Raw genomic sequence first — 24,985 nt, 5'->3', positions numbered from 1 at the left:
GTATCTCCAAAAAAAGCATGGCAATACACCTGCGGGTGTATTGCCCGCGAGGGTTGATAAAAGAGCCGTACCGCACGAATGCGGCTGACGATGGTTAACGGCAACGTCGGAGACAGTAGGACGACTGTCGGCGTTAAAACAGGCTTTTTGGCTGCGCCGGGACCGTCTGAAAACAAGCCCGGCGAGTTTCAGCGCAGCTAAAAAACCTGCTCGAGAGCAGGTAAAACGGCAATCAATAATCACTTGGGAAAAGTATGGTGGTAAGGCTTCTATCCCATTCCGTGATAATCCAAATTTTCTGATCCAAAATGGAATACACCGACATGATGCGTTCTTCCTCCCCGGACTTGAGTGCGGCACGGTTGGCTGCCGCATCATTGGGTGTCAAGCTGTCCCAAACGCCGCGTGTGTGGGCCGCCAATAAAACTGCAGGCAAATATTGCCGAATGGTTACAGGCAATGTTTCCATCCAATCGGCCACGCTGCGGGTCATGACAACGGTACCCGTTTTAAACAGGGCTGATTTCAATTGTGTATGCTTCATGGGTATGTCCTTAAAAAAAGCCGGGCATACCCCTGCGGGATATAACCCGGCAGGGTGAAAACATAATTTTTAAGATTAAGAGAAAGACCGCCGGAGGAATCCGGCCGTACATTTCTAACGGCAACAAAACTTACTTGATAGTCAGAACACGCCCGAAATCGGGCGTATTTTGTGTCAGGTCTATGGCCCGGATACTGGGTACGAAGCGATCAAGAGCCGTCATGGTGACGACCAGCCGTCCGTTGTTATCGTACTCTTCCATTTTCGTGTTGACCTTGGTTTTGTGGGTAGAACCTTTCACCAACAGCCTACGGCCATTTTCAGAGGTGACGATACCGTGTACTTGACCTGCGGCCAATGCCAAGGCAGCGTGCCACTGGCCAAGCTCACACAACGGCCGCCGGCTGTTAGCTGCAGCGGCAACCGCACCGAAAAAGCGGCCGAAGTGCGGCCACAAGGTACGGCTGTGTTGCTGCTTCAGCTCTTTATCCAGTACGTCCTGTTCCAGTACGAAACTCATCGGCCGGAATACCTTGCCCGGAACCGGCGGTATTCGGTAACGGAACGTATCTGCCGAGTCGCAATCCGGTGCCGATTGATAATCCATCAATAAGCGTTGCTGGCTGTCCGCCAGTTTCTTGCCGATGGTGGCTTTGTTTTTCGGGCGAATGCCGATAATGACGTATTGGCGGTAGGTATCGACGGCGGCCCTGAAAATCCGGACATCGGTACACGACGTAGCAATGTCTCGGGTCAGATGCTCCGTCAAAGCCGCTTCAGGCACTATCAGCACCAATACGCCGCCTGCCTGCAACGTCCCAAAAGTCTTGTCAAAGAAAATCTCTTCCAAGCGTTTTGTACGTTGGTTGGACAGCTGGTCTTTGGCCGTAAAACCGTAAGGGGGATTGAGAAACAGTAATCCGACCGCTGATGCCTGCAAAATACAGTTCTCAATATCGGCACGGATAGTATGGCTTAAACGGTCTTGGGCCGCTTCGGCCCGGTTATGATCCAGCTCCACACCAAAGCTTTGGCATTCGGCTCCCGACTGTGTCAGGTGTTCGGCCAAATAAGCGAGTGCATGGCCTTCGCCGCAGCACGGATCAAATGCCCGAATCACCGTACCGGGAGCCGGTACTTCAAGTTTTGCTGCAATCGCTTCTAAGGTACCGGTATCGGTTGGAAAATAACCGTTACTCCGGTAGTTATTGGCTGCACGGGGGTGCATAAGATGGTTTTTCATGGGTAGTCTCCTGTAAAAAGCGGAGACTTTCCCGGCGGGCAAGTCCCCGCAGGGTTCGGCCAAGCCGAAAATTATTGAAGAACGATGCGCTCTGTATTGCGTACCATCGCTTTAAAGTTATGCAAACTACGTCGGCATTTTCCGGGGGTTCCCGGAACCGGTATTTTGCGACCGCTAGGAATGTGTTTGAGGACGCCGTGCTTGCCTTTGGGGTTTAAATATATCCATTGGCCGCTGTCCACCAAACTACGGATGTAAGAACGAAAATCTTTGTTTTTACTATACTGCATCAGACAAATTCCTTTCGCCGTAGGGTTGATAAATAGTGCCGTGAGGCACCGCTTGAAAAAGAGCCGTACCGCACGAATGCGGCTGACGATGGTTAACGGCAACGTCAAGACAGTGGAACGACTGTCGGCGTTAAAACAGGCTTTTTCAGGCCGCCTCAACCAAGACGGTCTGAAAAAACCTGCTCGAGAGCAGGTTAGGGGACTTAGGCAAGTCCTAGTGCTTGTCGACAAGGCGTTTGGCCAACTCAACCTCGATTGAATCTTCGGATTGGTTGAGGATGTCCAGCCCCGTGTCCGGCATATCTCCGGATGTCGATTGTGTAACGGCGATTTTTTTACCCATCAACTCAAGACAGATTTGTTGGGCGGTGTCCGTATAGCCGGCGAAATACACTTCAACGTCCTCACGCTGGCCAATACGCCAAGAGCGTCTGGCCGCTTGCATCAAGGTATAGACGTTATACCCGGTTTGCATGAAGTAAATAGTCGGGAACTCCAGTAAATCAAGCCCGGTTTTTACCAGCTCCGGATTACAGATAATGACTTGGACACCTTCGGTTAAGCGATCCGCTACCCAGTCCTCGCGTTCGTCTGCTTTGACTGATGCTTTCATAACCGCCGCTTTCACACCATTGATTTTAAGCAGATGCTTCAGACGGGCAGTCGTATCACGGGTATCGCTGTAAACCGTATAAACCAAGCATTTTCTTCCTCTGGCAAGGTTCTCTTTGACCACCTGCAGCATATCGGCTTCTTTGGGCGAAAGTTCATCCGCTCCGAATTGTGATTCGGTATGAACCAACGTTTTACCCTCTGACCGCCAATAGACCTCTTGCTCTTTGTCACAGCAATCAGGCCATGCCAGTAAGGCGTTGAGTACAACCCCTGTCAGGGTATTGTCACGCTTTCTCAGAGCCTGTCTCAGATAGTTTTTAAGAGTGTCTTGGAAAGTCTTGTAAACAGTCCGCTGCGTCTCCGTCATCTCGATAGGCCGAAACACTTCCTGATAAGCGGGTAACACGCCTTCACCCAATTCCCGCAGTTTTAAAAATACGGTTATGGGTAACACATAGCGCATAATGCCCAACGGCGAAAACCCCGGTGCTTTGGATGTTTTCACTTGCGACCGTTCGGCTCGGGAAGAGCTGAAAGACCCGTTGCTATATTCATTGCCCAAATGACGTACTACTTCTTTAAGGACACCGTGCTGCTTCATAAAGGCCATCCCGGCAGTGCCGAGCGTATTGCCTTTGTTATAAACAAAACCGTCCTCAATCATCATTTGCGGCCACAAACGCCATAGCAGATAAAACAGGTCATCGGCGTAACCGCCCATCAGCGTACCGGTTAGGCAAAGTGTTTTTTGCGCACAGCGCGCCAATACACCCATTGCCTGCCCTTGGGCGGTACCGTAGTTTTTGTACTCGTGTCCTTCATCCACCACCATCAGCCCAAAAAAGTTCTTAGGCAGATAGCGTTTGATAAATTCCGTCGGTTGGTAACTGCCCCGACCAAGACTAAACTCGGTATTGCCTAAAGCCCGGTCTAAGCGGGTAGCTTGACGGTCGTTAAACAAAAAATCACCGTTTTCATCCATCAGATTGGCAAATGCTTGGATATTGTTTTCCAACAATTTGGCCAAGAACTCCTCACCGTATAACGAGATGACTTTTTGAGCGGTTTTAGGACCGATACCCGGCAGCGACGTAATCGTTTTCATTACGCGCTCATAGACCGTAGGCATGGCAATATTCCCGCTATTTTGGTTTTTATGGCACAAGGTCCACAGCGGCTCCTTACACTTTTCGCGTTTGCAGTAGCTCCGTTTCTTGGCCAGCGCACTTTCTAAAGAGTGCTTGTTGGCATAAGGCTTATTCTCTTCGGTCCGAATTTCGCTACCGCACTTCGGGCAGCAAAACTGATCGACTGCGTAACCGGAAAAAGAACCGCTGGCAGGCACCCATTTGCGTTTGACCGCATAGGCAGGCCGCCAGTGATACCCCATACGCATCCGCACACGCCCCATAATGTAAAACTCCGGAACGGTTGGTTCTTGGTCGACAGCTCGGATTTTCAGCAACTTGGACAAAGTATCCGCGCCATTCAAAATCACCACCCGTGCATCCGGGATAGTTTGCAGAATTTCGCGTCGCCATTTGTAAACCAAGTGCGGAGGACTGATAACCAAAGTACGGTAATAACCGGCCTGATGCGCCGCAGCTGCAGCTGCAATGGCCATCATGGTTTTACCTGTACCCATCTCGGCATTGATGATGGCCGCAGGTTTGTTTTCATGCACCAATAACTGCACGACCGCCCGTACAACTTCACGTTGGGCGGCAAAAAGCGGCCGGGACAAACCATCCAGCACCGCCTCTGTTTCAGGATGTATTTGCCCTTGATAGATGGGTAAGTTCTGCCGGGTAACGGCATCAAACAAGCTGTCACCGAATTCGGATAAAAACTGTACCAGCGGCATATCGCTGTCGTTTTCTTCTTCCGTATCATAGACATTGCTATCGTCGGAAACTTCCTGCGTGATAGGCTCATTGGCAGGCTCCGAATTGGCAGGCTCCGAAGCAGAAACAAGCAACTGCTCCATCTCCCGTATGGCGGTTTCCTCGACAGCATCTCCCCCTGTTTGGGAAAAGAGCTGCTCGAGTTCAGCCATTTGTGGTACTAATAAAAGTGGATTTAAACGCAACATGGTTTGCTCCTGAAAAAAAGGGGCAAACCCGCCTAGATGGGGGTATGCCCCATCCGGGTTGAAGAAAAGATAAATCTATTGTGAAACCTTGATAAACAAGGATTAAGGGGAATAGTACAAGCAAAAAGCCGTACCGCACGAATGCGGCTGACAATGGTTAACGGCAGTGTCGGAGACAGTGGAACGACTGTCGGCGTTAAAACAGGCTTTTTCAGGCGGCCTCAACCAAGGCGGTCTGAAAAAACCTGCTCGAGAGCAGGTTAGGGGACTTAGGTAAGTCCTAATGCTTATTCTCAATGGCTCTATCAACAGATGACCGGGTATGCCCATTTGGGTTGGAATGTTTCAACATCCAATCCAAACGCAGGGTATCCTGCCGGGGAATTAAGGTTAATTCCGAATCCAGTACCCAACGTTCATCATGCTCATAAAAAGAGACATGACTTTCATAGGCATGTTCGGCATCTTCAAAAGTTACCAAACCAATCCCGAATTTAACATGCCGGACCATGTCACCATAAGAAAATTTAGCCATATACAGCCTCCCGGCTTCGTTTGAAAAATCCCACCGTAGCAAAAGCACGGTGGGAATAGGGTTTAACAATGATTTTGGGGCTGTATTAGATTAGCCTTAAATATCACACCAAATTCGCAAGATTTTAAGTTGCTCTTTTGGTGTACCAAAGTTAAAACGAAATTCGCATTCTTTCAAGAATAAAGGGAAAGATTTTCGGTCAATTCCATTGTACTTTCGTAGAACGCGCTTTGCCTGATTCCAGAAGTTTTCAATACCGTTGATATGGTTTTGACGGTCGACAAAAAGCTCTGAATGATTGATTCTGTGATGCGTAAATTCACTCACATCTAGCACATCATAGCTTTTGTAATAGTCCGTATAAACAATGCTATCAGGCATTATTTTTCGTTTAATAACAGGTAGTAAAGTATCTTGTTTGGTATTTTTAACGACAACAGTATAAACCTTGCCTTGACGTTTCAAAATACCAAATACCGCTACTTTCCCAGCCGCTCCGCGACCGCGTTTGCCTTTTCGTTGTCCACCAAAATAACTCTCATCAAGCTCGATTGAACCATCAAAGATTTCATCAGCTTGAAGCTCTAAATGATAGGCAGTGACTTGGCGAATTTTACGGTAAAACAGAGCTGCTGAATTGGGGTTAATATCCAATAAATTGGCAGCAGAACGGGCGGTTACCTCAAGTACAAAAAATTCAAGCAACTTTTTTGTACTTTTTTAGATAGTTTACAGTGTGTTATCTTCATTTTTAAAGGGTAACATAACTGCCAATCTAATACAGCCCCATGATTTTTGCTAGTCTGAACCAAGCTTGTCCAGCTTGTAAATCAGAACCAAAAGCAAAGCGATGATGACTAACAGGCTGTAAGTCATTACCATGTTTAATTTCCTTTCTTTTCCTGCCTTACGATTTGGGCTTCTTTTTTGTCTAAAAAATATACGGCGATATGCGCCAAATATCCGACAACAAGCAATGCGATGGTATTCCAAATTCTTATTTTGAAATCACCGCCACCTATCCAAAGATAAGGCCCTGCTGCTAAGAAAGCAGCTTTGGAACCATCCTCAAGAACCTTGACCCAAAAATCAAAGATTCTTTTGGATACTGGTAAAGTGAACGGAAAAATGAGCCGGAGTATCAGTTTAAATATACGTTTAAGCATATATTACCACCTTACTCCATCGAGACCAAATCAATTGTCCGGTTATACATAGTGTATCTCCAATAAAAATAAGGGGATACACACCCTTGGGGAAGTGTATCCCCAAAGGGTTAAAAATAATGCCCGGAGGCACCGCTGTAAAAAAGCCGTACCGCACGAATGCGGCTGACGATGGTTAACGGCAGCGTCGGAGACAGTAGGACGACTGTCGGCGTTAAAACAGGCTTTTTGGCTGCGCCGGGGCCGCCTGAAAACATTCAGCGCAGCTAAAAAACCTGCTTGGGGCAGGTTGGGTAGGCTCCTCATTAGCTACAACCAACAGCACAACATCGGTTGTAACTTGAGGAGGTCGATTATCCAAAGAATCTTTCGACCGTAATCATACGCCAGTCATGTTCCATCATTTTGGAACGCAGGGTATATCCCTGCTGCTCGGTCAGCGGGTTGCTGACTACCGTTTTGCGGCCGGTATTTTTATTGGTCACGACAACATGAAACAGAGGTTCGTTGTTCCAGTCATTCAGTACGACTTGCGCCCACTTTAAGGTTTCTGCGGACAGTACGGCGGCATCTGCCGGGCAGTTAAGCACCGCTTTGGCCAAACAGTAATCGTCAATCTGCTGCTGCGCTTGACCGAAAGTCAGGCCGCTGCCGATGTAATCACTAAATGCCTGAACCTGCTGATATGATGGTTCTCTACTGTTGAATCTATCCGGAGCCAAAGCTTTCAAGCGGCCTATGGCTTCTTTGGTAATGACTTCGTCCGAGTCAAGGTCTGTAAACTCAAAGCAGGCGGACATATCACCCGATTGGCAGATGATGTTGCAGTGATAGTAGTCGGGGTAATGTGCCTCGACAAAATCCCAATCCAAATTGGGCCGGGGAAAAGGGTTGTTACGCATGTTATGCTCCTTGAAGGGCGGAACTGCCGCCCTGACGGGAGCAAGCCCGCGAGGGTTGATAAAAGAGCCGTACCACACGAATGCGGCTGACGATGGTTAACGGCAGCGTCGGAGACAGTGGAACGACTGTCGGCGTTAAAACAGGCTTTTTCAGGCCGCCTCAACCAAGACGGTCTGAAAAAACCTGCTCGAGAGCAGGTAAAAATTACGATGAACGCAGAGTCAGAAGCAATTTATCATCCGATGAATATGCTTGCATTTTCTGCTCCGACCCGATTACACGGACAAAGGAACCGTCGGGAAGAGTCAGATCAAAATCCGTCTCACTTCCTTTCATGCACCCATCCCAAGCTGGTTTCAGATCAGTCTGATTAGGTACCCAAGCGCGCATGTCTTCGTCAAAAACCTCTAAGAACACAACCGATTTGGCCACGCCAAAATAGCGACTGTCTTGTTCAGTACATGACAGCTCATTTAGGGTAACGTAACCGGCTTTGGCATCCTGATTTTGTTCCCACGCTGCTTCTGAAACAACTTCTGCAGCTTCCGTTGCAGCTTCCGTTTCCGGTTCGTAATAAGGTACTTCCATGATTTTTCTCCTTAAAAAATGTGTACAAACAGATTAAAAATTATGCGGCCTTTTCATACCAAGTTTCACCGTTGCTGAAACGCGCGGTTACATAGTATTCCTCACAATATGGCGATACCAATTCCTCATAGCGAGACCATAGCGCGGTTTCCAGCGCATTGAGGCGGTTAGCAATACCTTTACGGTAAAGTGCCAATTTGGCTTTGCTCGCAATGTGGTAATCGCTATATTCATCAATGATTGCATCTACCGTTATACCAATATCATCATCCTTGTAACCATCCCAACACCAATAGTCGGAAAAATCGGTTTCTATGTTGATCTGCTGGTCAATATTGATGCCGTCAAAGTACCCATAGCGAATAATGACATCCATCTTCATGCGGATATTCTGACCGAAGAACAGCGTATCGGCACTGATTTCAGCCACCTGTCTACCACCATAGTTATGGTCGTAGTAGCTGTCGTGTCGTTTATCGACAGCTTGGGTAGTGGTTGTGATATGGAATCCGTCAATGCGGTGTTTTCGGAAACGGTTTTTCGTATGGCGGTTGCGGTAAGGTTCTTCCGCAAGATATTTGAAAGACTCTATGAAATCTTCGGTACAGAAGTCATTGCAGTTATCACCAATACTGTCTTTGACAACGTCTAATCGATGGTTAAACATGAAGTTTGAAGTACCCACGGTATTTCCTTTCATTAAAAAAAGGGCATACCGCCCCTCGGGGAACAGTATCCCCATAGGGTTGATAAAAGAGCCGTACCGCACGAATGCGGCTGATGATGGTTAACGGCAGCATCAAGACAGATTAAGTCTGTCAGTCTTATAAATCTTCTAAGGATTCTTCCTGCTTTAGAGTTTGTAGGCAATCATGGGCTTGTTCGTATGTAGGGAAGTAGCCTGATTCGCGTGAATAAGGGAACTTCCATTCCGGACGATCCATTTCACAATAACTTCTGCCGACATAATATCCGGCAGGAGATTGCATTACTTGTAACTCTGAAATCGAATACATCTTGAAATCCTAAGATAAGAAATTGAATAGGTTTTTTTAGACAACCTATATTTCAAAGCTGTCTAAAGAAACCTGCTCAAGAGCAGGTTTACGAATCACTCATATTCAACAATATTCAACATCGTATGCTTGATTCGCAATGGCCATCATAGCTTCTACTATGGCCGGATTAAATAAGTCGGTTCGCAAATAGTTAACCGGGTAGATATTGTCCATATTGTTGCTTAAGGCATTTACGCAAAAGACATTATTCTTGGGTACGCTGCCATCATATAGAAACTCGGATTGTGTCATGCTGTTAAATCTGAGTGTTTCCGGAATGATGTCATCGGCCGAATTAAGGTCAACAGTACAATCGAAACGAATCTCTCCTCCGGTGACGGCAAGGATTAAATCCGCCGATTTGGTTTCGCAATTTGTTGAGTACACATATACTTTCAACCTCGGTTTCATTCTGATACCTCCATACCGGCTACTTTTCGGGCCGCACTCATCACCCACTCACGGGCATCTCGGCGCGCACCGGTTTTACCGGCATCCTGCTCTTCTTGGCACAAATCGTAAAACCCAATAGCCTGACGCAAATCAGCTATTTTCATAGTCATACTCGTAAAGCTTTCCGGGAAAGCATCACTAATTTTTTGCGCCAAAGTACGCAGTTCCAAGGTTTCCCCATGCTGGTGGTATTCAGACAATATCTCGTTAAAGATACTGTAATGATCGCGGTCAAGCAGGCTGATGCAGCTTGTCGGCATAGGGTGCGCATAGCCGTTGTACAAACTCAAAACAAGCCGTCTCAATACTTCGGCTGCCCCGTGGTTGGCTAATATCAGTTGTTCATTTTTTGTATAAACATTCATGGTATATCTCCTAAGAAGCGGGGAGAAACCACCCCTACGGGGATGGCTATCCCCATAGGGTTGAATTAAATATATTTCAGTTCTTCAATACCTAGTTCTTGGTATATTTGTTTGGCATCTTTGCCGTAACCAAGCACGCCAAATAAACTTGGTGCGTCTCTGGTTATAACAGGTTGCCAATCAGGACTATTCCGTATCAACACAAAATTCTCATTTTGGGTGTAATACAGGGTGACTTCGTCAAAGTATTCCGTAGCCTTAGCCTGATACAGAACTTTGGCTTGGCAAGCATAGTCCGCACCTGCCGGGTTATGGATAGTAATGGCCTTAAAAGGCTCATCTTTAAGTTCGTTGATTTTTTCTGCAAGATAACTCATGGGCGATACTCCTCAAAAATATAAAAAAATAGGAATACCGCCCGACGGGAAGTATTCCCGTTCGGGGTTGATAAGATAGAAAACCGCACCGCACGAGTGCGGCCGACGATGATTAGCGGTAACGTCAAGACAGTAGGACGACTGTCAGCGTATAAACAGACTTTTTCAGGCAGCCTCATCCAAGGCCGTCTGAAAAAGCCCGCTTGGGGCTTAAAGCTATACAGCAGGCAGTTTGCCGCTGCACAGCAGGTTGCTGATAACAGCATCAAAATCATCCGGTATGCGGACTTCCACCGCCTGCACACCGATTACAGCGGCATTTTCATTGATGCCCGGTGTATAGCGGTTGATACAGCCCAATTCCGTCAAAGTATCCAAGACTTTATAACGCCATTGATCCAGTAACGGGATGTCGGATAACTGTTGCAGGCAATGCCATGCAGCCTTATCCAAATCGGCAGCAGTATCATCAAGCAGCACCCAACCGTGTTTTGCATCACGATTGAGCGTTGCCAACTCCTCGGCATACAGAAACATATGCGTGACCAGTCCGTAATTGTGAGTCGGGTACTTAGTCAGATGTTTACTCAAACCTGTCATCACTTCCGCAGTCGTCATAATCGGATATTCGAGTTTTTCGTCAGGCTGTCTGAAACCAAGCCTGCTAATGCCATAAGGGTGTGGTGATTGCAGAGCTGCCTGAAAGGACAACATGTCAGCATCCCGTCCGTGGAGGGATGCGAACATCAGCCGGCGGCCAAGCAGAAAAAAAGCATCTGCCATCAGGCTGTTTCGGGAAGTTAGGTACATGCCAGCTCCCCCTTATTGCACTTGCAAACGCCAAGACTGGCTTTGTGGTTTGTAACAATACCCGGCTTCTTTCATGAAGCTTCGTGCTTGATTCATAGCCTCCCTGTCATTGAGGAGGTATTCGCCAAGGCGGATTTCGTTACAACCTTTATCGACCATCGCCGCTACATCATCGGCAGTTTCGGCAAACAGCGGAATTTCAATAGGACGGCTGTCACCGGTACCGGCCATAACAACGGGAGGCTCTGTTTCAATGGTATTGCCATCCTCAGCCATCAACTCCAATGCGGCCCAGTCGAGCGTAACATCGAGATAAGCTGACCCGCCGCCGTTCCATTCAAAAAATTTCACCTTGATTTTTTCAATGATGAAATTGCCGGGGTAATCGCCGGGAGCAAATTTTTTCAGTACGGGATTTTTAACTTCGAAAATCCCAATACTGGTATTCAATTTACCTACATTGAATGGGCCGCGCTGACCTTCGACGGTTTTAACTGTAAGTGTTCCTGAAATAGAAATAGACATAGTACGGTTCCTGTAAAACAGGGATACCGTTCACGGGGAAAGGTATCCCCGTGGTTGGGAAAACGTCCGATTAAGACGCTGTATCAGTGCATAACTGAACGATAGATGTTATCCAAATAAACCACCTGCATCAGCCGGAGGCCGAGACGGGTAAGCACCCTGCGGTCATTTCTGATGACTTGGGATGCTTTTTCCAACGCAACGGCCGCATTGTTTGGGTTATGCGGGTCATTTGCATTACGGCAATACAGCTCGACAATACGACGGGATTTCAGCCGGTGTATTTTGCCTGACTGATCGACCAGTAGCATATGCTTGTCCTCTACACATGCCACAACCATTTTTTCATGGTTGTAACGATGGGTCAGGATGTCGCCGAGCTTTATGGCCTGCGGGGTAGGGATATTGGGATTTAAGATGACACCGGAACGGTAGAGATAAGAATTGATACGATGAATAAGATTGAAGTTCATGGTGATATTCCTCATAAAAAATAGGGGATACACCATGCCCGCCGGGGAAGGTGTTCCCCGATGGGTTTAAAAGAATGCCGTAAAATACACGAATGTATCTGCTTTTGGTTAACGGCTAAAGCAAATCAGCCATAAAGGCCGAGAAAAAAGGGTATGTACTCTTTCAGAGAGCCTATGTAAAGCCATCTGAAAGAACCCACACCCGGTGGATTCCAAAAAAAGCGGTAAAACCGCTAGTTACCGTCATAAATGTATTGATTTTCGCTGCACCACGGAAATCAATACTTTAACGGGGCGTAACCGTAAAGAACTGCACCGATCCGTACAGAATGCCAGAATAAAAAAGTTATAAAAAATGCCACAAACCTTACGAATAAGGCCGGTACTTAAGGGCTATACCGTAACTAACAGTCAGAGACTGTCGGTTAAATTCAGATGCCGACCTGAACGGTCTCCGGTCGGAAAACGCTCAGGTCGGCAGCCTGCTGCGCAAGCTGCCTGAAGAAATGAAAAGGTCTGTCTCGCAGACCATGTGAAAGTACCATGCACAGCCAATCGGCCGCGCACGGTATTACTCAAAATTTCAATCCGAATTGTTAAAGATCGGGGTTACGGATACTTACGGATACCCGCATAACGGGCATCGATAAATAAACGGAATAAGCTGTAAGCCGGAGCTGATTTTGGGCGAAGCCCCATCGCCACAGAATAGAGGAGGGTGTTAGTGTCCCCGGATAGGTTTTCCGAAACAGGCTGTATCCAAACCTGCTTGGGAAAACCTATGCGGGTGAAGCACAGGTTAAAGTCTGAGGAAAAAAGAAAACCAAAGTTTTCTCTTTTCTCATAAAAAGCCGCATTAACTAAAACGATAGGAAGTTTGTTGATAACCGCCTTTTTGTTTAGTTTGAGAACCATATACACTGCCTGAAGCAGATTGTTGTGGTTCGGCTTTCTTAGGTTCATGGGCCGGTTTCGCCGGAGCTGCATCCTGAACGGGTGCTGCATCCATTGATTCCTGCTCTTGTTCGTGCTTGTAAAAGAACTCACCGTTAACCTTAATCCACTTAAAAGCAAGTAAGCGGCCATCTAAAAAGAGGACTTCCTCACCTTTTCGGTTAGTGAATTTGGAAGGGAAAACGTCACCTACACGAAAACCTACATGTACCGTAGGATGTTTTTTCCAATCGTTATCTAACAACTCCGGATGGGCATCCAGCAAATTGGCCATAATTGCTTTGGCTTCTTCACCGACTATCCGACAATCGATTCGAGTTTTTTCGTTATCTTCCGAATAACCGCGAGCAGCATTGATAGTTAGCCCATAATATGAGTTACCACGCTTGCTTGATATTTCACGGGGACGATTCAGAAAACCTACGCCTTCGATGATCAAGTTGTAGTAAGTAGCTTGGTTTTGATTGTTTGACATGATATATCTCCAAAATAAAAGGGGATATACCAGTCCCGTTTGGGGAAGATATATCCCCAAAGGGTTTAAAATAAAGAGGCGGCCTTTCCGATTGCCGAAACTGACCTGGGAGCCTAAAGGAAGGCAGGATAAATAAGGAACGTTACTCCCTGACGTATCAGGACCATGCTCGCGTAACTACATGGCAGACTTTTGGGTGAAGCCTGAAACACCTTAAAACAGTTATTATCATATACTTAAAAACAGATTTGTCAATACCCGAATATCAGACCCAAATAAAAAACGGCTGCATAAGCAGCCGTTTATAATTATTTTGCTACCGCTTCGGCCAAACCTTTACCGGGTTTGAATTTAACGGTTCTACGCGCCGGAATAGTCAGTTCCTCACCGGTCTTGGGATTACGGCCTTTGCGTTCTGTTTTTTCGACCACGGAGAAATTGCCAAAGCCGGTCAGGCTGACTTGGCCTCCTTTGGCCAGCTCACCCTCGACCAATACCTGAAATGCCTCGACAGCTATTTTGGCTTGCTCTTTATTCAAACCGGGCCATGCGGCCATAGCTTCAATTAGTTCGGTTTTATTCATCATTCTTCCTTTTTGTTGTTCAATATAATTTGTCATCCCCGCCAAGAACGGTAACGGCCTGCATCAAGATGGATAAACGTATCATAGATGCCGATTCCGCCGACTTTATAATAATCGGCCATCAACCGCAACTGATCCAGCGTCACGCCCCGCATGGTAATATCAACTGCTTTACCGCGAGTATGCAGTGAATTCCGGGCTGCTCCCTCGATACTGGCATTGCGACGAGGAGTGCGATACGCGCTGTTAATTGTGATAACGGGGTCGGGCTTGCCCGAAAGGCGCGCCCACTCTTGCAGGGCGTAGAGCAAGTTCAACAAGCCCACGTCAATATTGGTAACGGCGTTGCCGTCTTTTGCATCTCTCATCAGCCAGCAGGCATAACGATAACCGTCATTCAGATACCCCTGATTGGCGGAAAAGAAACGAATATCGCGTTTTTCTTTAGTGTCTGCACGACGGCAGCTGATTATTCGGTCTTGTAACCAAAAATTTTCCATACCGGCCGCAGCCACATCTTCCGGGAGAAGCAATCCGGTTCCGCCTGTCGCAACCAAACCGGCAACGGCAGCTGTACGGCCTAAAAAATCTCGACGGCTTAAATCCATAGCTGCTCCAGCTGATGATTTGTAATGTCTAATTCTTTCATACATTCATCCTCTCATTAAATGGCGTTATTGTGTTTTTCTGCGGATACTGCTCGCAGGCTTTTTAGCTGCTGCTTCTTTAGCCTGATCGACCAACTGTCGGATTAAGCCTTCTTGGTATGCCATGAAATTTGCCATCGTCAATTTACCCGACTCGATGCCGGCTAATGCCAGCTCCCACTTGGCGGTAGTTACCGGGTCTGCCACCATGGCCGGTATGCGGGCAATCAGCCGCCGGCCTTTTTCGGTAGAGACTATTTTGCCTTTCTGCTTCTCGATGTAGTTCATCTCAAACAGGCGGTCAATGATGTTGGCACGGGTCGCTTCTGTTCCCAACCCCTCGGTGCTGCGGAGGATTTTCTTAATTTCCTCGTCTTTGACCGTTTTGAGAAAATCAGACAAACTCTGCATTTCGTCCAACAGAGTGGATTCGGTAAAGCGCGGCGGCGGTGCGGTTTTTTTGGTTTCCGGTTTACTGCCGGTTACAGTCAGCCTGTCACCGTCGGAAACAATTGGCAAAACAATGCCGCCCTCATCATCATCTTCATCGGTTTTACCCAACCACGCTTTCCAGCCTTGGACTTTCGGGGTTTGTCCGGTGGCTTTAAACTGCTGGCCGCAGCTTTCGGCCAAGATAACGGTCGCATCGTATTCATAGTCAGGATAGAACTGGGCGATGTAGCGGTTGCGTATCATCAGGTAGATTTCCAGTTCCTTCTTATCCAGTTGGGAAAGCGAAAAATTCGAGACTTTGGTCGGGATAATTGCGTGGTGCGAGTGTTTGTTGACCTGCGTATCATTCCAAACCCGTGATGGTCGGTCGGGATCCGCTTTGGCCAACACATCAGAGAGGCTGCCGTCAATGGCGGTTATGGCGGCAAAAACATCGGCCACTTCGCTTTGCTGCGACTTAGGCAGGTATCGGCACGGGGTGCGCGGGTAAGATGTAATCTTATGCTTCTCATACAGTACCTGAGCAATCTCAAGCACCTTTGATGCGGAAATGCCTAGTTTTTTGCCGGCTTCTTTTTGTAAGGCAGACAAACTATAAGGCAATGGAGCCGGTGTTTTTTTGCGTTCCGTTTTGGCGGAAACGACAGTACCGTCCGCATTTGTAAGCTGCTTGGCCAAAGCTGTAACAAAATCCTTGTCGGTACATAGGCCGTCAGAGTTTTTGAGAGATTCGGGAATCTGCCAAGCTGCCGTAAAGACTGCTTTTGATGCTGTCTGAAAATCAGCACTCAAAATATAGTACGGATAGGGTTGGAAATTCTCGATAATATGGTCGCGGCGGACTACTAAATTTAATGTCGGCGTCTGAATGCGCCCTATGGACAAGGTATGCTCTTTGCCGAACCCCTCCGAGTAGGCCACGGTATAGGCTCGACTCAAATTCATACCGACCAGCCAGTCGGCCCGGGAACGGGCCAATCCGGCCTGATACAGACTTTCTTTTTGTTGTCCGGGCATAATCGTAGCCAAGGCTTTTTTAACGGAGGCTGTATCCAAACCGCTGGTCCAAAAACGAGATACTTTTTTACGGTATCCGCAATAATCAAGGATTTCGCGGGCGATGACCTCTCCCTCTCTATCTGCGTCAGTGGCAATAACCACCTCATCAGCTTTAGCCAATAGCCCTTTGATGACTTTAAACTGCTTGGCTGCTTTAGGTTGCACCTCCATCTGCCATTGAACGGGCAGTACGGGTAGGGCTTCAATGTTGCCGAAATCGGCAAATTCCTCACCGTACGCAGCCGGCATTGCCTGTGTCAGAATATGGCCAAATGCCCAAGTAACGGTAATATCACCTTTTTGAAAATAGCCGTCATAGCGTCCTCCGATGACACCCAACACCTTTGCGATGTCGTTTGCCTGAGATGGTTTCTCACATAAAAAAAGTCTCATAATGGCCTTATTCGGGAATTGATGACTTAAACCATAGGAAAAACACAAAAAAGGAAGTGACGAAGCAGTAAGTCAAAGCAGCCAGTATGATTAAGCAGATTACCATCTTAAACAGATAGCCTTTGACTTCCTGCCAAACGATACGCAGCCACTGCCCGATTTCTTCACGGGCAGTTCTGCGGTCATGGTTAAAGTGCATATTTAATATGTGACTCAGAACGGAATATCACTATCATCTGAATCGGAGTTTGGATTGCCATTCTGCTCTCCCGGCTGTTGCTCGCGTTTAGGCCGTAAGACGATGTTTTCAATTCGTTTTGTCAATCCAAGATAGATCTGCTGAACGCGCACTTTGCGCGCCTTGACGAGATTACCGTCACGATCAGTATAGGATTCCTGAATTTCTTCGCCTTTGACAAAAACGGGCATACCTTTCTGAAGCAGTTTATGCAGATGAGCAGCATCCCTGTTCCAGTATTCGCAATTCACCCATTCAGGTTCGCCGACGGTTTCAAGTCGGCCCTCTTCATTTTTTTTGAAACGTGAAGAAGCAATAGAGAAGTTAAGCACAAGGCTTGGCTCACTACTTTTATCAGATGCTACTGGGCGCAATTCAGGAGATTGCCCAAGGTTTCCTTGGACTTCGATGTGAATAGTCATTGTTCTGCTCCAAAAAAATTAAAAGAAGGGGGCAGACGCAGACATTTGAGATGAAATACCCCATCATGAGATTAAGGGTAATTAATTTTAAATCACGATGAAACATTGTGTCAAGCACCAAAGAGTGTGCAGCTGTAACGGGGGGTTACAGCAAACCGGGTAACGGCCGGCCACCGGAAAATGGAGTGTGCAGCTGTAACGGGGGGTTACAGCAAACCGGGTAACGGCCGGCCACCGGAAAATGGAGTGTGCAGCTGTAACGGGGGGTTACAGCAAACCGGGTAACGGCCGGCCACCGGAAAATGGAGTGTGCAGCTGTAACGGGGGGTTACAGCAAACCGGGTAACGGCCGGCCACCGGAAAATGGAGTGTGCAGCTGTAACGGGGGGTTACAGCAAACCGGGTAACGGCCGGCCTGCATAAAAAAACAGCCCGAAGGGCTGTTCATATTATACAAAACCATCACAACATAATCTTAGGCATCGCGGAAACTTTCATCGACTCAAATTCAAACATATCATCCCGATCCGACTTTAACCCGTATAGAGATACCAGTTCTTGTGCAACTACCCGTGCTTGGGCATATATGACCTTAAACTGTATGAACATAAACATGTGGATTTGCCGTTCTTCGAGGGAAGCATTGGTTTCATCCAGTTTGGCACTTAACTCGTCCCATGTATTAATATCGCGCCTTTCTGAAACCGTACCTCTCGAATTTGACATGATGTATTTTCTAAACTTGACCTCCGGAACCTGCAGTATCTTCCGTTTTGCGGCCGGTATCGTCTTAGCCTTTATCGGTATCCCGACATAAGTTACCGTATAGACGAAATCGTATTTTTTACACTCTTCACAATAGTTACGGGCATCATCCATCAGCTTTAACAGCTGACTTTCTTTTTCGGTAATAAGGTTTTCTATTTCCTCTAAGCCCCTTACCCTTAAAAGCCTTTTAACATTAGTCAATTTGACTACTGTTTTAGATTGCTTCATTTTCATGCCCGAAAATTCCCATTTTTACATGTCTACCAAACTGTAACGGGGGGTTACAGCCTGTAACCCCCCGTTACAACCGCTTACTATTCATCCTCGGAAAGCACCATGCCGCACTGAGTTGCGAAATCAATGATCTGTTCCAATCGGCTATCATCTAATTTATCACGGATATATACAAAAGCAGGCATTGTTTCATAACGCCAAACTGATAACGGTAACGGATTAATCAATCCCTCTGACACCGCATTCGCCAATTTCTGACGATTGGTTTCATCCAAAACAGACTCCCGCTTAAATTCCGCAATGGCATTAAGCAGGGATACCGCATCATAAAGCATTTGCAACAAGCGTCGTAATTGGCGGCCGCCGCCATACAGTTTTTCACGAGCTTGGGTATTGGAGATGATGCCCTTAATGCTGATGGTTTTAATGCCGCATACAAAGTGATCGTAGCTGGTTAAAAGACGGATCAGTCTGTAACCGTAGCCGCGCATTGAGTACAGCGGTATCACCTTTGGATTTTGACTAACCATAATCGACACGTTGATGCCGTTCTGTCTTTCTTGCTCTAGTTTCTGCTCAATATTGGCGGCCTCCGTTTCAAAAAACTTTTCGGTCTCAACCAATTCTTTTTCGAACCGTAACAGCTCGTACTGAGCGATTGGATTGTCTTGTTTGGCCAGCTTGATAAGGTCATTCGACAGTTTCAGGCCGTAACGGATCCCCGGCCACTTGGCTCCATCGCGATGATTGTCATTGCCATCCCACATACGCATTCCTTGCTTGGTATGCAGCATGAAACTGTCCGTGCTTTTGTTGCGCAGATTCGCCATTCCGTCAAAACGTTCGTCGATTTTCGAAAGGATTTCGTACTCACCCCAAACGAGCTTGTGGGAACGCCCCGTTACTTTTTTCAGATGTTTTTTCAGCAGCAACTCATGTGCCTTGAAAGTTTCCCAATCACGGTAATCCGGATCATCTTCCGGTACCGTGCCATTGACTTTGTCTCCGAGCTTGGCGGCAGCAAAGGCCATATCGTAACCATCGCTGAACGGGGAGCTTTTCGAGGCCACCTTAATTTCAAAATCTTGTGTAACGGCAATGGTGTGCGGCTTGATAACAAACTGTTGTTTTAAAATTTCCATGATGAAATCCAATTTTAATGAAATTTAAATACTTTTAAGCGAATATAAATGATTTTGTAAGAATTTAAATAAAAATCGCTTAAATAGGCGGTAAAACTTAGTGCTTGGCTTTATTGAGCTTCGCTAAAAGCCCTTTGAACCTCGCCTTTTCCGAACCCGGTTCAGCAGTCTTATCAGAATCACCCTGTTGAGTCAGTTCACGCAAGCGTAACTGTTCAGCTTCCTGACGTTTGAGGTTTTCATACCTACGGGCTTTGACGGTCGGAGCAACCAAACACTCCAAGAAACCTTGCTTTTCGAGGTTAACCAAAGTCGCCAACAATCCCATTGGGCTGGATATTGCCTTTTTCTGCCCGGATATTTCATCAAGGATTTCCTGCAGGCGATCCACTGCGGTGTTCGGCAGCTGTTTTGTAAACAGGTTTATGGCCGCTTCTCGCTTCTCGCGAGTAAAACATCTTGGCCAATAAAAAACAGATTCAACAACCACAACAGAACCTGAGCAGTCCGGTTGCGCTTTTTCTTCAGGAGCTGGCAACCCATCTTTGTAGTTGTTGTTATCGCTAGATAACAACTTATCGTAATCAGAATCTAAAATAATTTTCCCTTTTGTCGCTATTGTATTTTCCCTTTCGTTACTGATGTATTCTCCCTTTTGTAACTTCTTAATTTTCCCTTTTGTAACTTCTTAATTTTCCCTTTTGTCACTTCTGTATTTTCCCTTTTGTCACTTCTAAATGTCATATTTTCGTGGGAATCTTCAGAAATTTTAACTTGTTGATTTACAACGTTTTGCCCTTTTTTAAAAACTGGTTTTGCCCTTTCTTGAAAACTGGATGAATACGGGGCTTTCAGAGCCATTCTTGCCTTTTTTTCCGATTCTTGGGCAGTAACCGCTTTTTTGAGCATTTTGATGATATTGAGGCCATCAGCCAAGGTGAAAATCCGACGGCTGGCCATGAAGTGTTTCTCCAAAATCAAACCCAATTCTTTGAGTTTTTTACGCGCATTGAGCTGAGATTTGTAAGAGATGCCAATCGTAGATAACCAGTCGTTAATGGTAAGGCTGGCAAAAGCATGACGGTTAGGATTAGACTGATTGATGCCGTACCGTACCGATTCGGACATGATATGCGACAACATGATTGCCGCGTGAATATCGCCCGTCAGAGTGACAAGGTCACGGTGGTAGGCTACACGCTTACCGAAATACTTCCGAAAGAATAGAGAGCTTTTACTGCGCAGGGTTTGCAGGTTTAAATCAGGGCAGCCCGGCACACGGTAAAAACGGCAAACTGCATTCACCAATTCGTCCAGATTGACCCGTAATGCCAATTTGCCGCCGAAAGCGTGCCGCTGCCGCTCGATCAGCTTCAGCTCCTCAAGTTTGTCCTTACAAGTACCTTGTTCGCGTTTTGTCAGGCCGGTTTCCTCCTCCATCTGATCGATGGTTTTATAAATCCAGCCATTATTTTCTTCGACTTGGGTACCGTTGATTGTCCAGTAAAGTAACTGTGATAGCATGACTGCCGTTTTAAGATTGCCGCTGATGGCAATCAAGGAGCGGTACACGACAATAGAGCGTCCGCCCTGTAACTCTTGCCAGCAGTCTGCCAGCCGGCCATTAAAGACCGGTGCCGGCGGCAGCTTGATAACTGCATTTGCTGACATAATTAATTCCCCCGGAGATACGAAGCCGTAATTTCAGCAAGCCTTTTCAGGCTGTAACGGCAATGCCGCGCCGCAGGGAATCCGATAGTGTCATACTCTACGATTCCCATCGATGCCAAGTCCTCCAGTGCGCTTTTTTGTTCGGCATAAGTCAGGCAGGTAAGGATGGACACCTGCTTTTCAGACAGGGTAATCCAATCGGATAACTCACCCCTTTGGCCAAGAGCCTTATGGGGTGTTTCCTGCTGAATCAAAGACAACAGCAGTACCGCCTTAAAGGACAAGCCGGCAGCTGTCAACGCTTTGAGATGCAGGCGGTTGATGGTTAAAGGGGCTGCAAACATACCCGCAGGGGTAATGTCGCTATGCTGGCGGATCAATTCCTCAAGCAGCTCATCATTAAGCGTAAACTCCGATCCGGCCGATGTTCTGCGGTTAAGCAATAATTCACGACTGAGCAGGCGGTCACGGATGATGCGCCATTGCTTAGGTGACAAGCCGGTTTCACCGCTGACGACCTTGTCGTTCAGCTTGATCCATTCGCCGGGCATAATTTTTTGGGTAAGGTAGCTGATGAAATAACCAAGATTCACGCATTGCAAGGCTTCTGCAAATTGCTTAACGTAGGTAATCGGCTCTTCCCATAATGTAGCCAAGTCGGCAGCCGTGGGCTGAAAATCCTGAAATGATGCTAAAGTTTGATTCAAAGGCTGGCTAAGGGGTAGGTTTTTCATAGCATCATCCTTTTTCCGAAGTAATAACAGTGTAAATCTGACCCAGTGTGTAGTCCGGGAACCTTGTTTTCAGCTCGCAAAAACGATCATACATACTGAGATTGGACAGCGTCCTATTCCAGCAGTCGATCATCTCCAGCCTTACGTTAAACGGCGGCATTTTCAGACGGCCTTTTTTCACCGGCCGCCCCATTTGAATCCTTAAATCAAAAATGTCTTGCGGCTCGGCCAAGGGGCATAAAACCAAAATTTGCTGATTGCTGGCATCGTTCTCAATAAGCCAACGGATTTTGGTCTGCATATCCTTATCCGCCGAAACCTGTTTTTTGAGTTCTTCAATCAGTGTTTTCAGACGGATTAAATCAACCTCGACAGTGACGGCATCGAATGCCGTCTCCGCTAATTTTTGCAGCATACGCGCATCCAAAGTGCCTAATTCATGCAAAGTGTCCCGTTGCGAAGTAATCGTCATTGCGTTATAGGATGCTTCGCCCCGGCTGTGTGGTGCTGACGCCAAGCGTTGCAGAATGACATGGCTTATGTGATTATTTCCTTGGATTAATCGGTAAACGGTTCCCATTTTTTTCTTATCGCTCATCATCTTCTCCCAATACATTGAATTGTTTGGTAAGTGAAATAATTTCTTCAATTAGCGGTTGGTACGGGTGATCCTTTTCGGTCTGCCAGTCAAATACCTTAACCAACAGATTCGAACGGTCTCCGATGCCGCCGATATTGAATTCATCCAACTTATCGGGGTCCTGATATGCGATTTTGAGTTTGGAAGCGTCTCCTAAAGTTAAAATCGGATTACCGGGGTTGCCGGTATCGTCATATACCCAAGCCTCCTGCCCGCTGAATTTGGACAGGTAGGCAAATACGTTGCCTGCATCGTTATGCAGCGAATCAATCAGGCAGTAAGCTCCCGGTTTACGGGTAATAGATTCAAATGACGGATACTCAATGTAGAAACCGTATTTAAAGCCCGGATGGCTGCGGAAGCAGTTATGCAGGTTAACCATAGATAACCATTTCCGGATAACCGAATGCAGCTTCTTACAGATGTCGGTTTTTGCAAACGTAGCAGGTTGTTGTTCCGCATCTTCCGTTTCATGGGGCGGATTGGCCACCCCATGAACCGTTCCTGACGGCTCATCCAACGATTGTAGAAAGTCCTGCTCTTGATATTGTGCTGATTCAGGTAATTCTTGTCCTTGCCGGCTTTGCAGACAGCTGTCGACTTCTGCTGCAGGTTCCTCCTTTTGAGAGGCTGAATCAGCCGATACGGCCTGTTTGGCAGATGGAGCCGGTTGGGGCGGATCTGTATCGTCTGTCGTATCAAAAATTTCCCGGAACTGGCCGTCAATAAAATCGGCAAGCTCCACTGCATCAAAAACTGTATGATTGCTGACCCAGTTTTCGACCGATGACAGCCAAAAATCATCGAATAACTCTTGCTGTTGCAGTCTTTTGCTTTCTGCTGACAAGGTGCCGTGTAATTTGCGCAGCACCTCGGTTTTCGAAGTGGATAAGTCAACGGCCATCTGTCCCAAGACACTCAAGTTTTCTTCGGCGAAGAAGAACAATCCCAAGGTTTTGTGGGAAATACTCAAACCGTAGTCTTGAAACAGAATTTCCAACTCCCGGAGGCTGAGGCGGTGATCCGCCTCTTGCTGCATGATGTCGCGCAGCTCTCCGTAAGCGCAGGCTTTATCCCAAAAGCACATTTCTGCCCGCTGTTCGTTCTCGATCAAGTGGGCAACCTGCAAATTGGTTTCGTTGCTGTATTCTTGGTAAATACAGGGCATACGGCCGAAACGCGGTTCTCCGGTTTCGGCGAACAGCTCTTTCAATACTTTTAAACGCGAGTTGCCGCCTTGCGATAGGACATACCGATTGCTTCCCGGCCGCTGCGTTACATGTACGGGTTGCTGGATACCGGCAGCCCGTACCGATTCTTTCAAGCTGTTAAGCGATTCGGCATCTTGATGTTTTCGAGGGTTATGCTCGAAAAAGTCAATTTCTTCGACCGACAATGTCATGAATGTTCCGGGCAATGCAACCTGCTTGACCGATAAATCCATTCCGGATTTATTCGGTACTCCGAGATTCAGGCTCAAAGCCGTTAAATCATGCGCTTTCGAACCCGGGCGGGTTTCGCTGGTTGGGGTAGGTTGCGGCGTTTTATTACCAAGCTGGAGCAGGGGATTAGTCATGGCCATGCTCCTCAAGTTTGGTTTCTTCCGGAAGAAGCAGATTCGTCATGTCGTTGAAACAACTTCCACGGTAATTGGATTCTTTTAGTGCCGGGAACAGCTCATAGAGCAGGGCGTGCATAGTGTCATAAGCTGATAATGACTCTTTATTTTGAGTTGTGCGCTCATGGCAATGTACCGGCACGCGTCGTGTCGCTGCTTCTTTGTACGCTTTTGAGTAAGGCACAATGGTGTCTAGCAGTTGATGACTGCTGTTGATTGCCAAATTGATTTTGCGGTTAAAATGACGTTGGATTTCTTCGGTGATTTCACGCGCGTCACGGGTGCGGTCTTTACCGCAGATGACTGCACGCATTGGCGGAACCTCCAATCCCAATCCACGTCCTTGCTCAAGGCGTTGGTAGAGCAAATCCGTACCGGAGTTAAACTCCCGGGCAGACAGGGCGGTAGGCATGATTGGAGCCAAGAGACAGGAAGATGCAAAAAATGCAGTCTCTTGCAACGGGCCGCTGGCTCCTTGCGTATCAATTAAAATAACATCATAATTTTGCGCAAAATATGGGTGTCTTAGCTTGTTTTTGAGCAAGAGGATGCCGTCCAAGCGTGACGAAATTTTGTTTTGCAGGTCTGCCGTAAACGCATTCGTCAGGACAATATCCAAGTTTGGATAAATCGTTGATGAAATGGTAGAACAAATAGATGATTCCGACGGTTCGTCGAATAGCAACTCAACCAATCCGCAGGGAGCTGTTTGATGCAGCTGATAATAGCGAGACAGGCTTGGTTGGATGTCGGCATCGATCATCAATACACGCATCCCGATGTCCGCTAAGACGGCTGAGAGATTTGCGATGATTGTCGTTTTACCGACTCCACCTTTGGTGGATGCGCTGGTAAGTACAAATGGTGCAGTCATTTTTTGAAACACTCCGTGATTAATTAGGAGGTTTTCATACTG

General features: G+C 47.0%; 29 protein-coding genes and 1 pseudogene. All 30 read right to left on the bottom strand.

Annotated elements, in window-relative coordinates; genetic code table 11:
* Window positions 1–232: 232 nt before the first annotated feature.
* Window positions 233–544, bottom strand: coding sequence for a hypothetical protein (locus LVJ86_RS05465; RefSeq protein ID WP_047760069.1), 312 nt, complete (start codon window positions 542–544; stop codon window positions 233–235).
* A gap of 130 nt (window positions 545–674) precedes the next feature.
* Window positions 675–1,829, bottom strand: coding sequence for a DUF6094 domain-containing protein (locus LVJ86_RS05460; protein ID WP_268776903.1), 1,155 nt, complete (start codon window positions 1,827–1,829; stop codon window positions 675–677).
* Window positions 1,830–1,858: 29 nt separating this feature from the next.
* Window positions 1,859–2,077 (bottom strand): hypothetical protein, encoded by a 219-nt coding sequence (locus LVJ86_RS05455; RefSeq protein WP_047760067.1) that lies wholly within the window; start codon window positions 2,075–2,077, stop codon window positions 1,859–1,861.
* A 214-nt stretch (window positions 2,078–2,291) separates the two neighbouring features.
* Window positions 2,292–4,556, bottom strand: coding sequence for an SNF2-related protein (locus tag LVJ86_RS05450; protein WP_047760259.1), 2,265 nt, complete (start codon window positions 4,554–4,556; stop codon window positions 2,292–2,294).
* A gap of 508 nt (window positions 4,557–5,064) precedes the next feature.
* Window positions 5,065–5,319: a hypothetical protein gene (locus tag LVJ86_RS05445; protein WP_047760066.1), complete on the bottom strand. Its 255-nt coding sequence runs from the start codon at window positions 5,317–5,319 to the stop codon at window positions 5,065–5,067.
* 96 nt (window positions 5,320–5,415) lie between these two features.
* Window positions 5,416–6,068, bottom strand: a pseudogene (locus tag LVJ86_RS05440) (IS1595 family transposase).
* Window positions 6,069–6,203: 135 nt separating this feature from the next.
* On the bottom strand, window positions 6,204–6,485 hold the full coding sequence (locus tag LVJ86_RS05435) for a hypothetical protein (protein ID WP_047761801.1): 282 nt from the start codon (window positions 6,483–6,485) through the stop codon (window positions 6,204–6,206).
* A 353-nt stretch (window positions 6,486–6,838) separates the two neighbouring features.
* Window positions 6,839–7,387 carry a hypothetical protein gene (locus LVJ86_RS05430; protein ID WP_053008362.1) on the bottom strand — a complete coding sequence of 183 codons (549 nt, stop codon included), beginning with the start codon at window positions 7,385–7,387 and terminating at the stop codon, window positions 6,839–6,841.
* 205 nt (window positions 7,388–7,592) lie between these two features.
* The gene (locus LVJ86_RS05425; protein WP_047761802.1) at window positions 7,593–7,976 is read right to left on the bottom strand and encodes a hypothetical protein; all 384 of its coding nucleotides are present in this window, start codon (window positions 7,974–7,976) and stop codon (window positions 7,593–7,595) included.
* A gap of 40 nt (window positions 7,977–8,016) precedes the next feature.
* Window positions 8,017–8,661 carry a hypothetical protein gene (locus tag LVJ86_RS05420; RefSeq protein WP_235284625.1) on the bottom strand — a complete coding sequence of 215 codons (645 nt, stop codon included), beginning with the start codon at window positions 8,659–8,661 and terminating at the stop codon, window positions 8,017–8,019.
* Window positions 8,662–9,097: 436 nt separating this feature from the next.
* On the bottom strand, window positions 9,098–9,445 hold the full coding sequence (locus LVJ86_RS05415; protein ID WP_047761804.1) for a hypothetical protein: 348 nt from the start codon (window positions 9,443–9,445) through the stop codon (window positions 9,098–9,100).
* Window positions 9,442–9,852: a hypothetical protein gene (locus LVJ86_RS05410; protein WP_047761805.1), complete on the bottom strand. Its 411-nt coding sequence runs from the start codon at window positions 9,850–9,852 to the stop codon at window positions 9,442–9,444. The genes LVJ86_RS05415 and LVJ86_RS05410 overlap by 4 nt, the downstream gene beginning before the upstream one ends.
* A 65-nt stretch (window positions 9,853–9,917) precedes the next feature.
* Window positions 9,918–10,229, bottom strand: coding sequence for a hypothetical protein (locus LVJ86_RS05405; RefSeq protein ID WP_047761806.1), 312 nt, complete (start codon window positions 10,227–10,229; stop codon window positions 9,918–9,920).
* Window positions 10,230–10,445: 216 nt separating this feature from the next.
* Window positions 10,446–11,039 (bottom strand): hypothetical protein, encoded by a 594-nt coding sequence (locus LVJ86_RS05400; RefSeq protein ID WP_235284626.1) that lies wholly within the window; start codon window positions 11,037–11,039, stop codon window positions 10,446–10,448.
* A 12-nt stretch (window positions 11,040–11,051) separates the two neighbouring features.
* Window positions 11,052–11,564, bottom strand: a complete 513-nt coding sequence (locus tag LVJ86_RS05395) for a DUF3275 family protein (protein WP_047761807.1) — start codon at window positions 11,562–11,564, stop codon at window positions 11,052–11,054.
* Between the two features lie 83 nt (window positions 11,565–11,647).
* Window positions 11,648–12,037, bottom strand: a complete 390-nt coding sequence (locus tag LVJ86_RS05390; RefSeq protein ID WP_047761808.1) for a hypothetical protein — start codon at window positions 12,035–12,037, stop codon at window positions 11,648–11,650.
* An 856-nt stretch (window positions 12,038–12,893) separates the two neighbouring features.
* Window positions 12,894–13,466: a DUF3577 domain-containing protein gene (locus LVJ86_RS05385; RefSeq protein WP_075968095.1), complete on the bottom strand. Its 573-nt coding sequence runs from the start codon at window positions 13,464–13,466 to the stop codon at window positions 12,894–12,896.
* A 308-nt stretch (window positions 13,467–13,774) separates the two neighbouring features.
* A complete protein-coding gene (locus LVJ86_RS05380; RefSeq protein WP_268777910.1) occupies window positions 13,775–14,086 on the bottom strand; it encodes an HU family DNA-binding protein in 312 nt (103 codons plus the stop codon).
* Entirely contained in the window at window positions 14,083–14,658 is a 576-nt protein-coding gene (locus LVJ86_RS05375) for a YcbK family protein (protein WP_047761810.1), read from the bottom strand. The genes LVJ86_RS05380 and LVJ86_RS05375 overlap by 4 nt, the downstream gene beginning before the upstream one ends.
* 66 nt (window positions 14,659–14,724) lie before the next feature.
* A complete protein-coding gene (locus LVJ86_RS05370) occupies window positions 14,725–16,602 on the bottom strand; it encodes a DNA topoisomerase 3 (protein WP_053008364.1) in 1,878 nt (625 codons plus the stop codon).
* Between the two features lie 7 nt (window positions 16,603–16,609).
* Window positions 16,610–16,801, bottom strand: coding sequence for a hypothetical protein (locus LVJ86_RS05365; RefSeq protein WP_152667081.1), 192 nt, complete (start codon window positions 16,799–16,801; stop codon window positions 16,610–16,612).
* 14 nt (window positions 16,802–16,815) lie between these two features.
* Window positions 16,816–17,262, bottom strand: coding sequence for a single-stranded DNA-binding protein (locus tag LVJ86_RS05360; protein ID WP_047761811.1), 447 nt, complete (start codon window positions 17,260–17,262; stop codon window positions 16,816–16,818).
* Between the two features lie 462 nt (window positions 17,263–17,724).
* Entirely contained in the window at window positions 17,725–17,988 is a 264-nt protein-coding gene (locus LVJ86_RS05355; protein WP_152667082.1) for a hypothetical protein, read from the bottom strand.
* 356 nt (window positions 17,989–18,344) lie between these two features.
* Window positions 18,345–19,406, bottom strand: a complete 1,062-nt coding sequence (locus LVJ86_RS05350; RefSeq protein WP_047761813.1) for an AcaB family transcriptional regulator — start codon at window positions 19,404–19,406, stop codon at window positions 18,345–18,347.
* 97 nt (window positions 19,407–19,503) lie between these two features.
* On the bottom strand, window positions 19,504–19,980 hold the full coding sequence (locus tag LVJ86_RS05345; protein ID WP_053008365.1) for a hypothetical protein: 477 nt from the start codon (window positions 19,978–19,980) through the stop codon (window positions 19,504–19,506).
* Window positions 19,981–20,021: 41 nt separating this feature from the next.
* Window positions 20,022–21,077 carry a hypothetical protein gene (locus LVJ86_RS05340; RefSeq protein ID WP_053008366.1) on the bottom strand — a complete coding sequence of 352 codons (1,056 nt, stop codon included), beginning with the start codon at window positions 21,075–21,077 and terminating at the stop codon, window positions 20,022–20,024.
* A 2-nt stretch (window positions 21,078–21,079) separates the two neighbouring features.
* On the bottom strand, window positions 21,080–21,811 hold the full coding sequence (locus tag LVJ86_RS05335; protein WP_053008367.1) for a hypothetical protein: 732 nt from the start codon (window positions 21,809–21,811) through the stop codon (window positions 21,080–21,082).
* A gap of 4 nt (window positions 21,812–21,815) precedes the next feature.
* Window positions 21,816–22,409, bottom strand: coding sequence for a hypothetical protein (locus LVJ86_RS05330; protein WP_047761814.1), 594 nt, complete (start codon window positions 22,407–22,409; stop codon window positions 21,816–21,818).
* A complete protein-coding gene (locus tag LVJ86_RS05325) occupies window positions 22,399–24,027 on the bottom strand; it encodes a ParB N-terminal domain-containing protein (protein WP_161796064.1) in 1,629 nt (542 codons plus the stop codon). The genes LVJ86_RS05330 and LVJ86_RS05325 overlap by 11 nt, the downstream gene beginning before the upstream one ends.
* Complete coding sequence (locus LVJ86_RS05320) at window positions 24,020–24,943, bottom strand: ParA family protein (RefSeq protein WP_047761815.1); 924 nt, start codon at window positions 24,941–24,943, stop codon at window positions 24,020–24,022. The genes LVJ86_RS05325 and LVJ86_RS05320 overlap by 8 nt, the downstream gene beginning before the upstream one ends.
* Window positions 24,944–24,985 lie beyond the last annotated feature (42 nt).

The organism is Neisseria arctica, from assembly GCF_022870905.1.
GTDB lineage: Bacteria > Pseudomonadota > Gammaproteobacteria > Burkholderiales > Neisseriaceae > Neisseria > Neisseria arctica.
The sequence above is the reverse complement of the archived record's forward strand: the minus strand, read 5'-3'. Positions and strand labels throughout refer to the sequence as shown.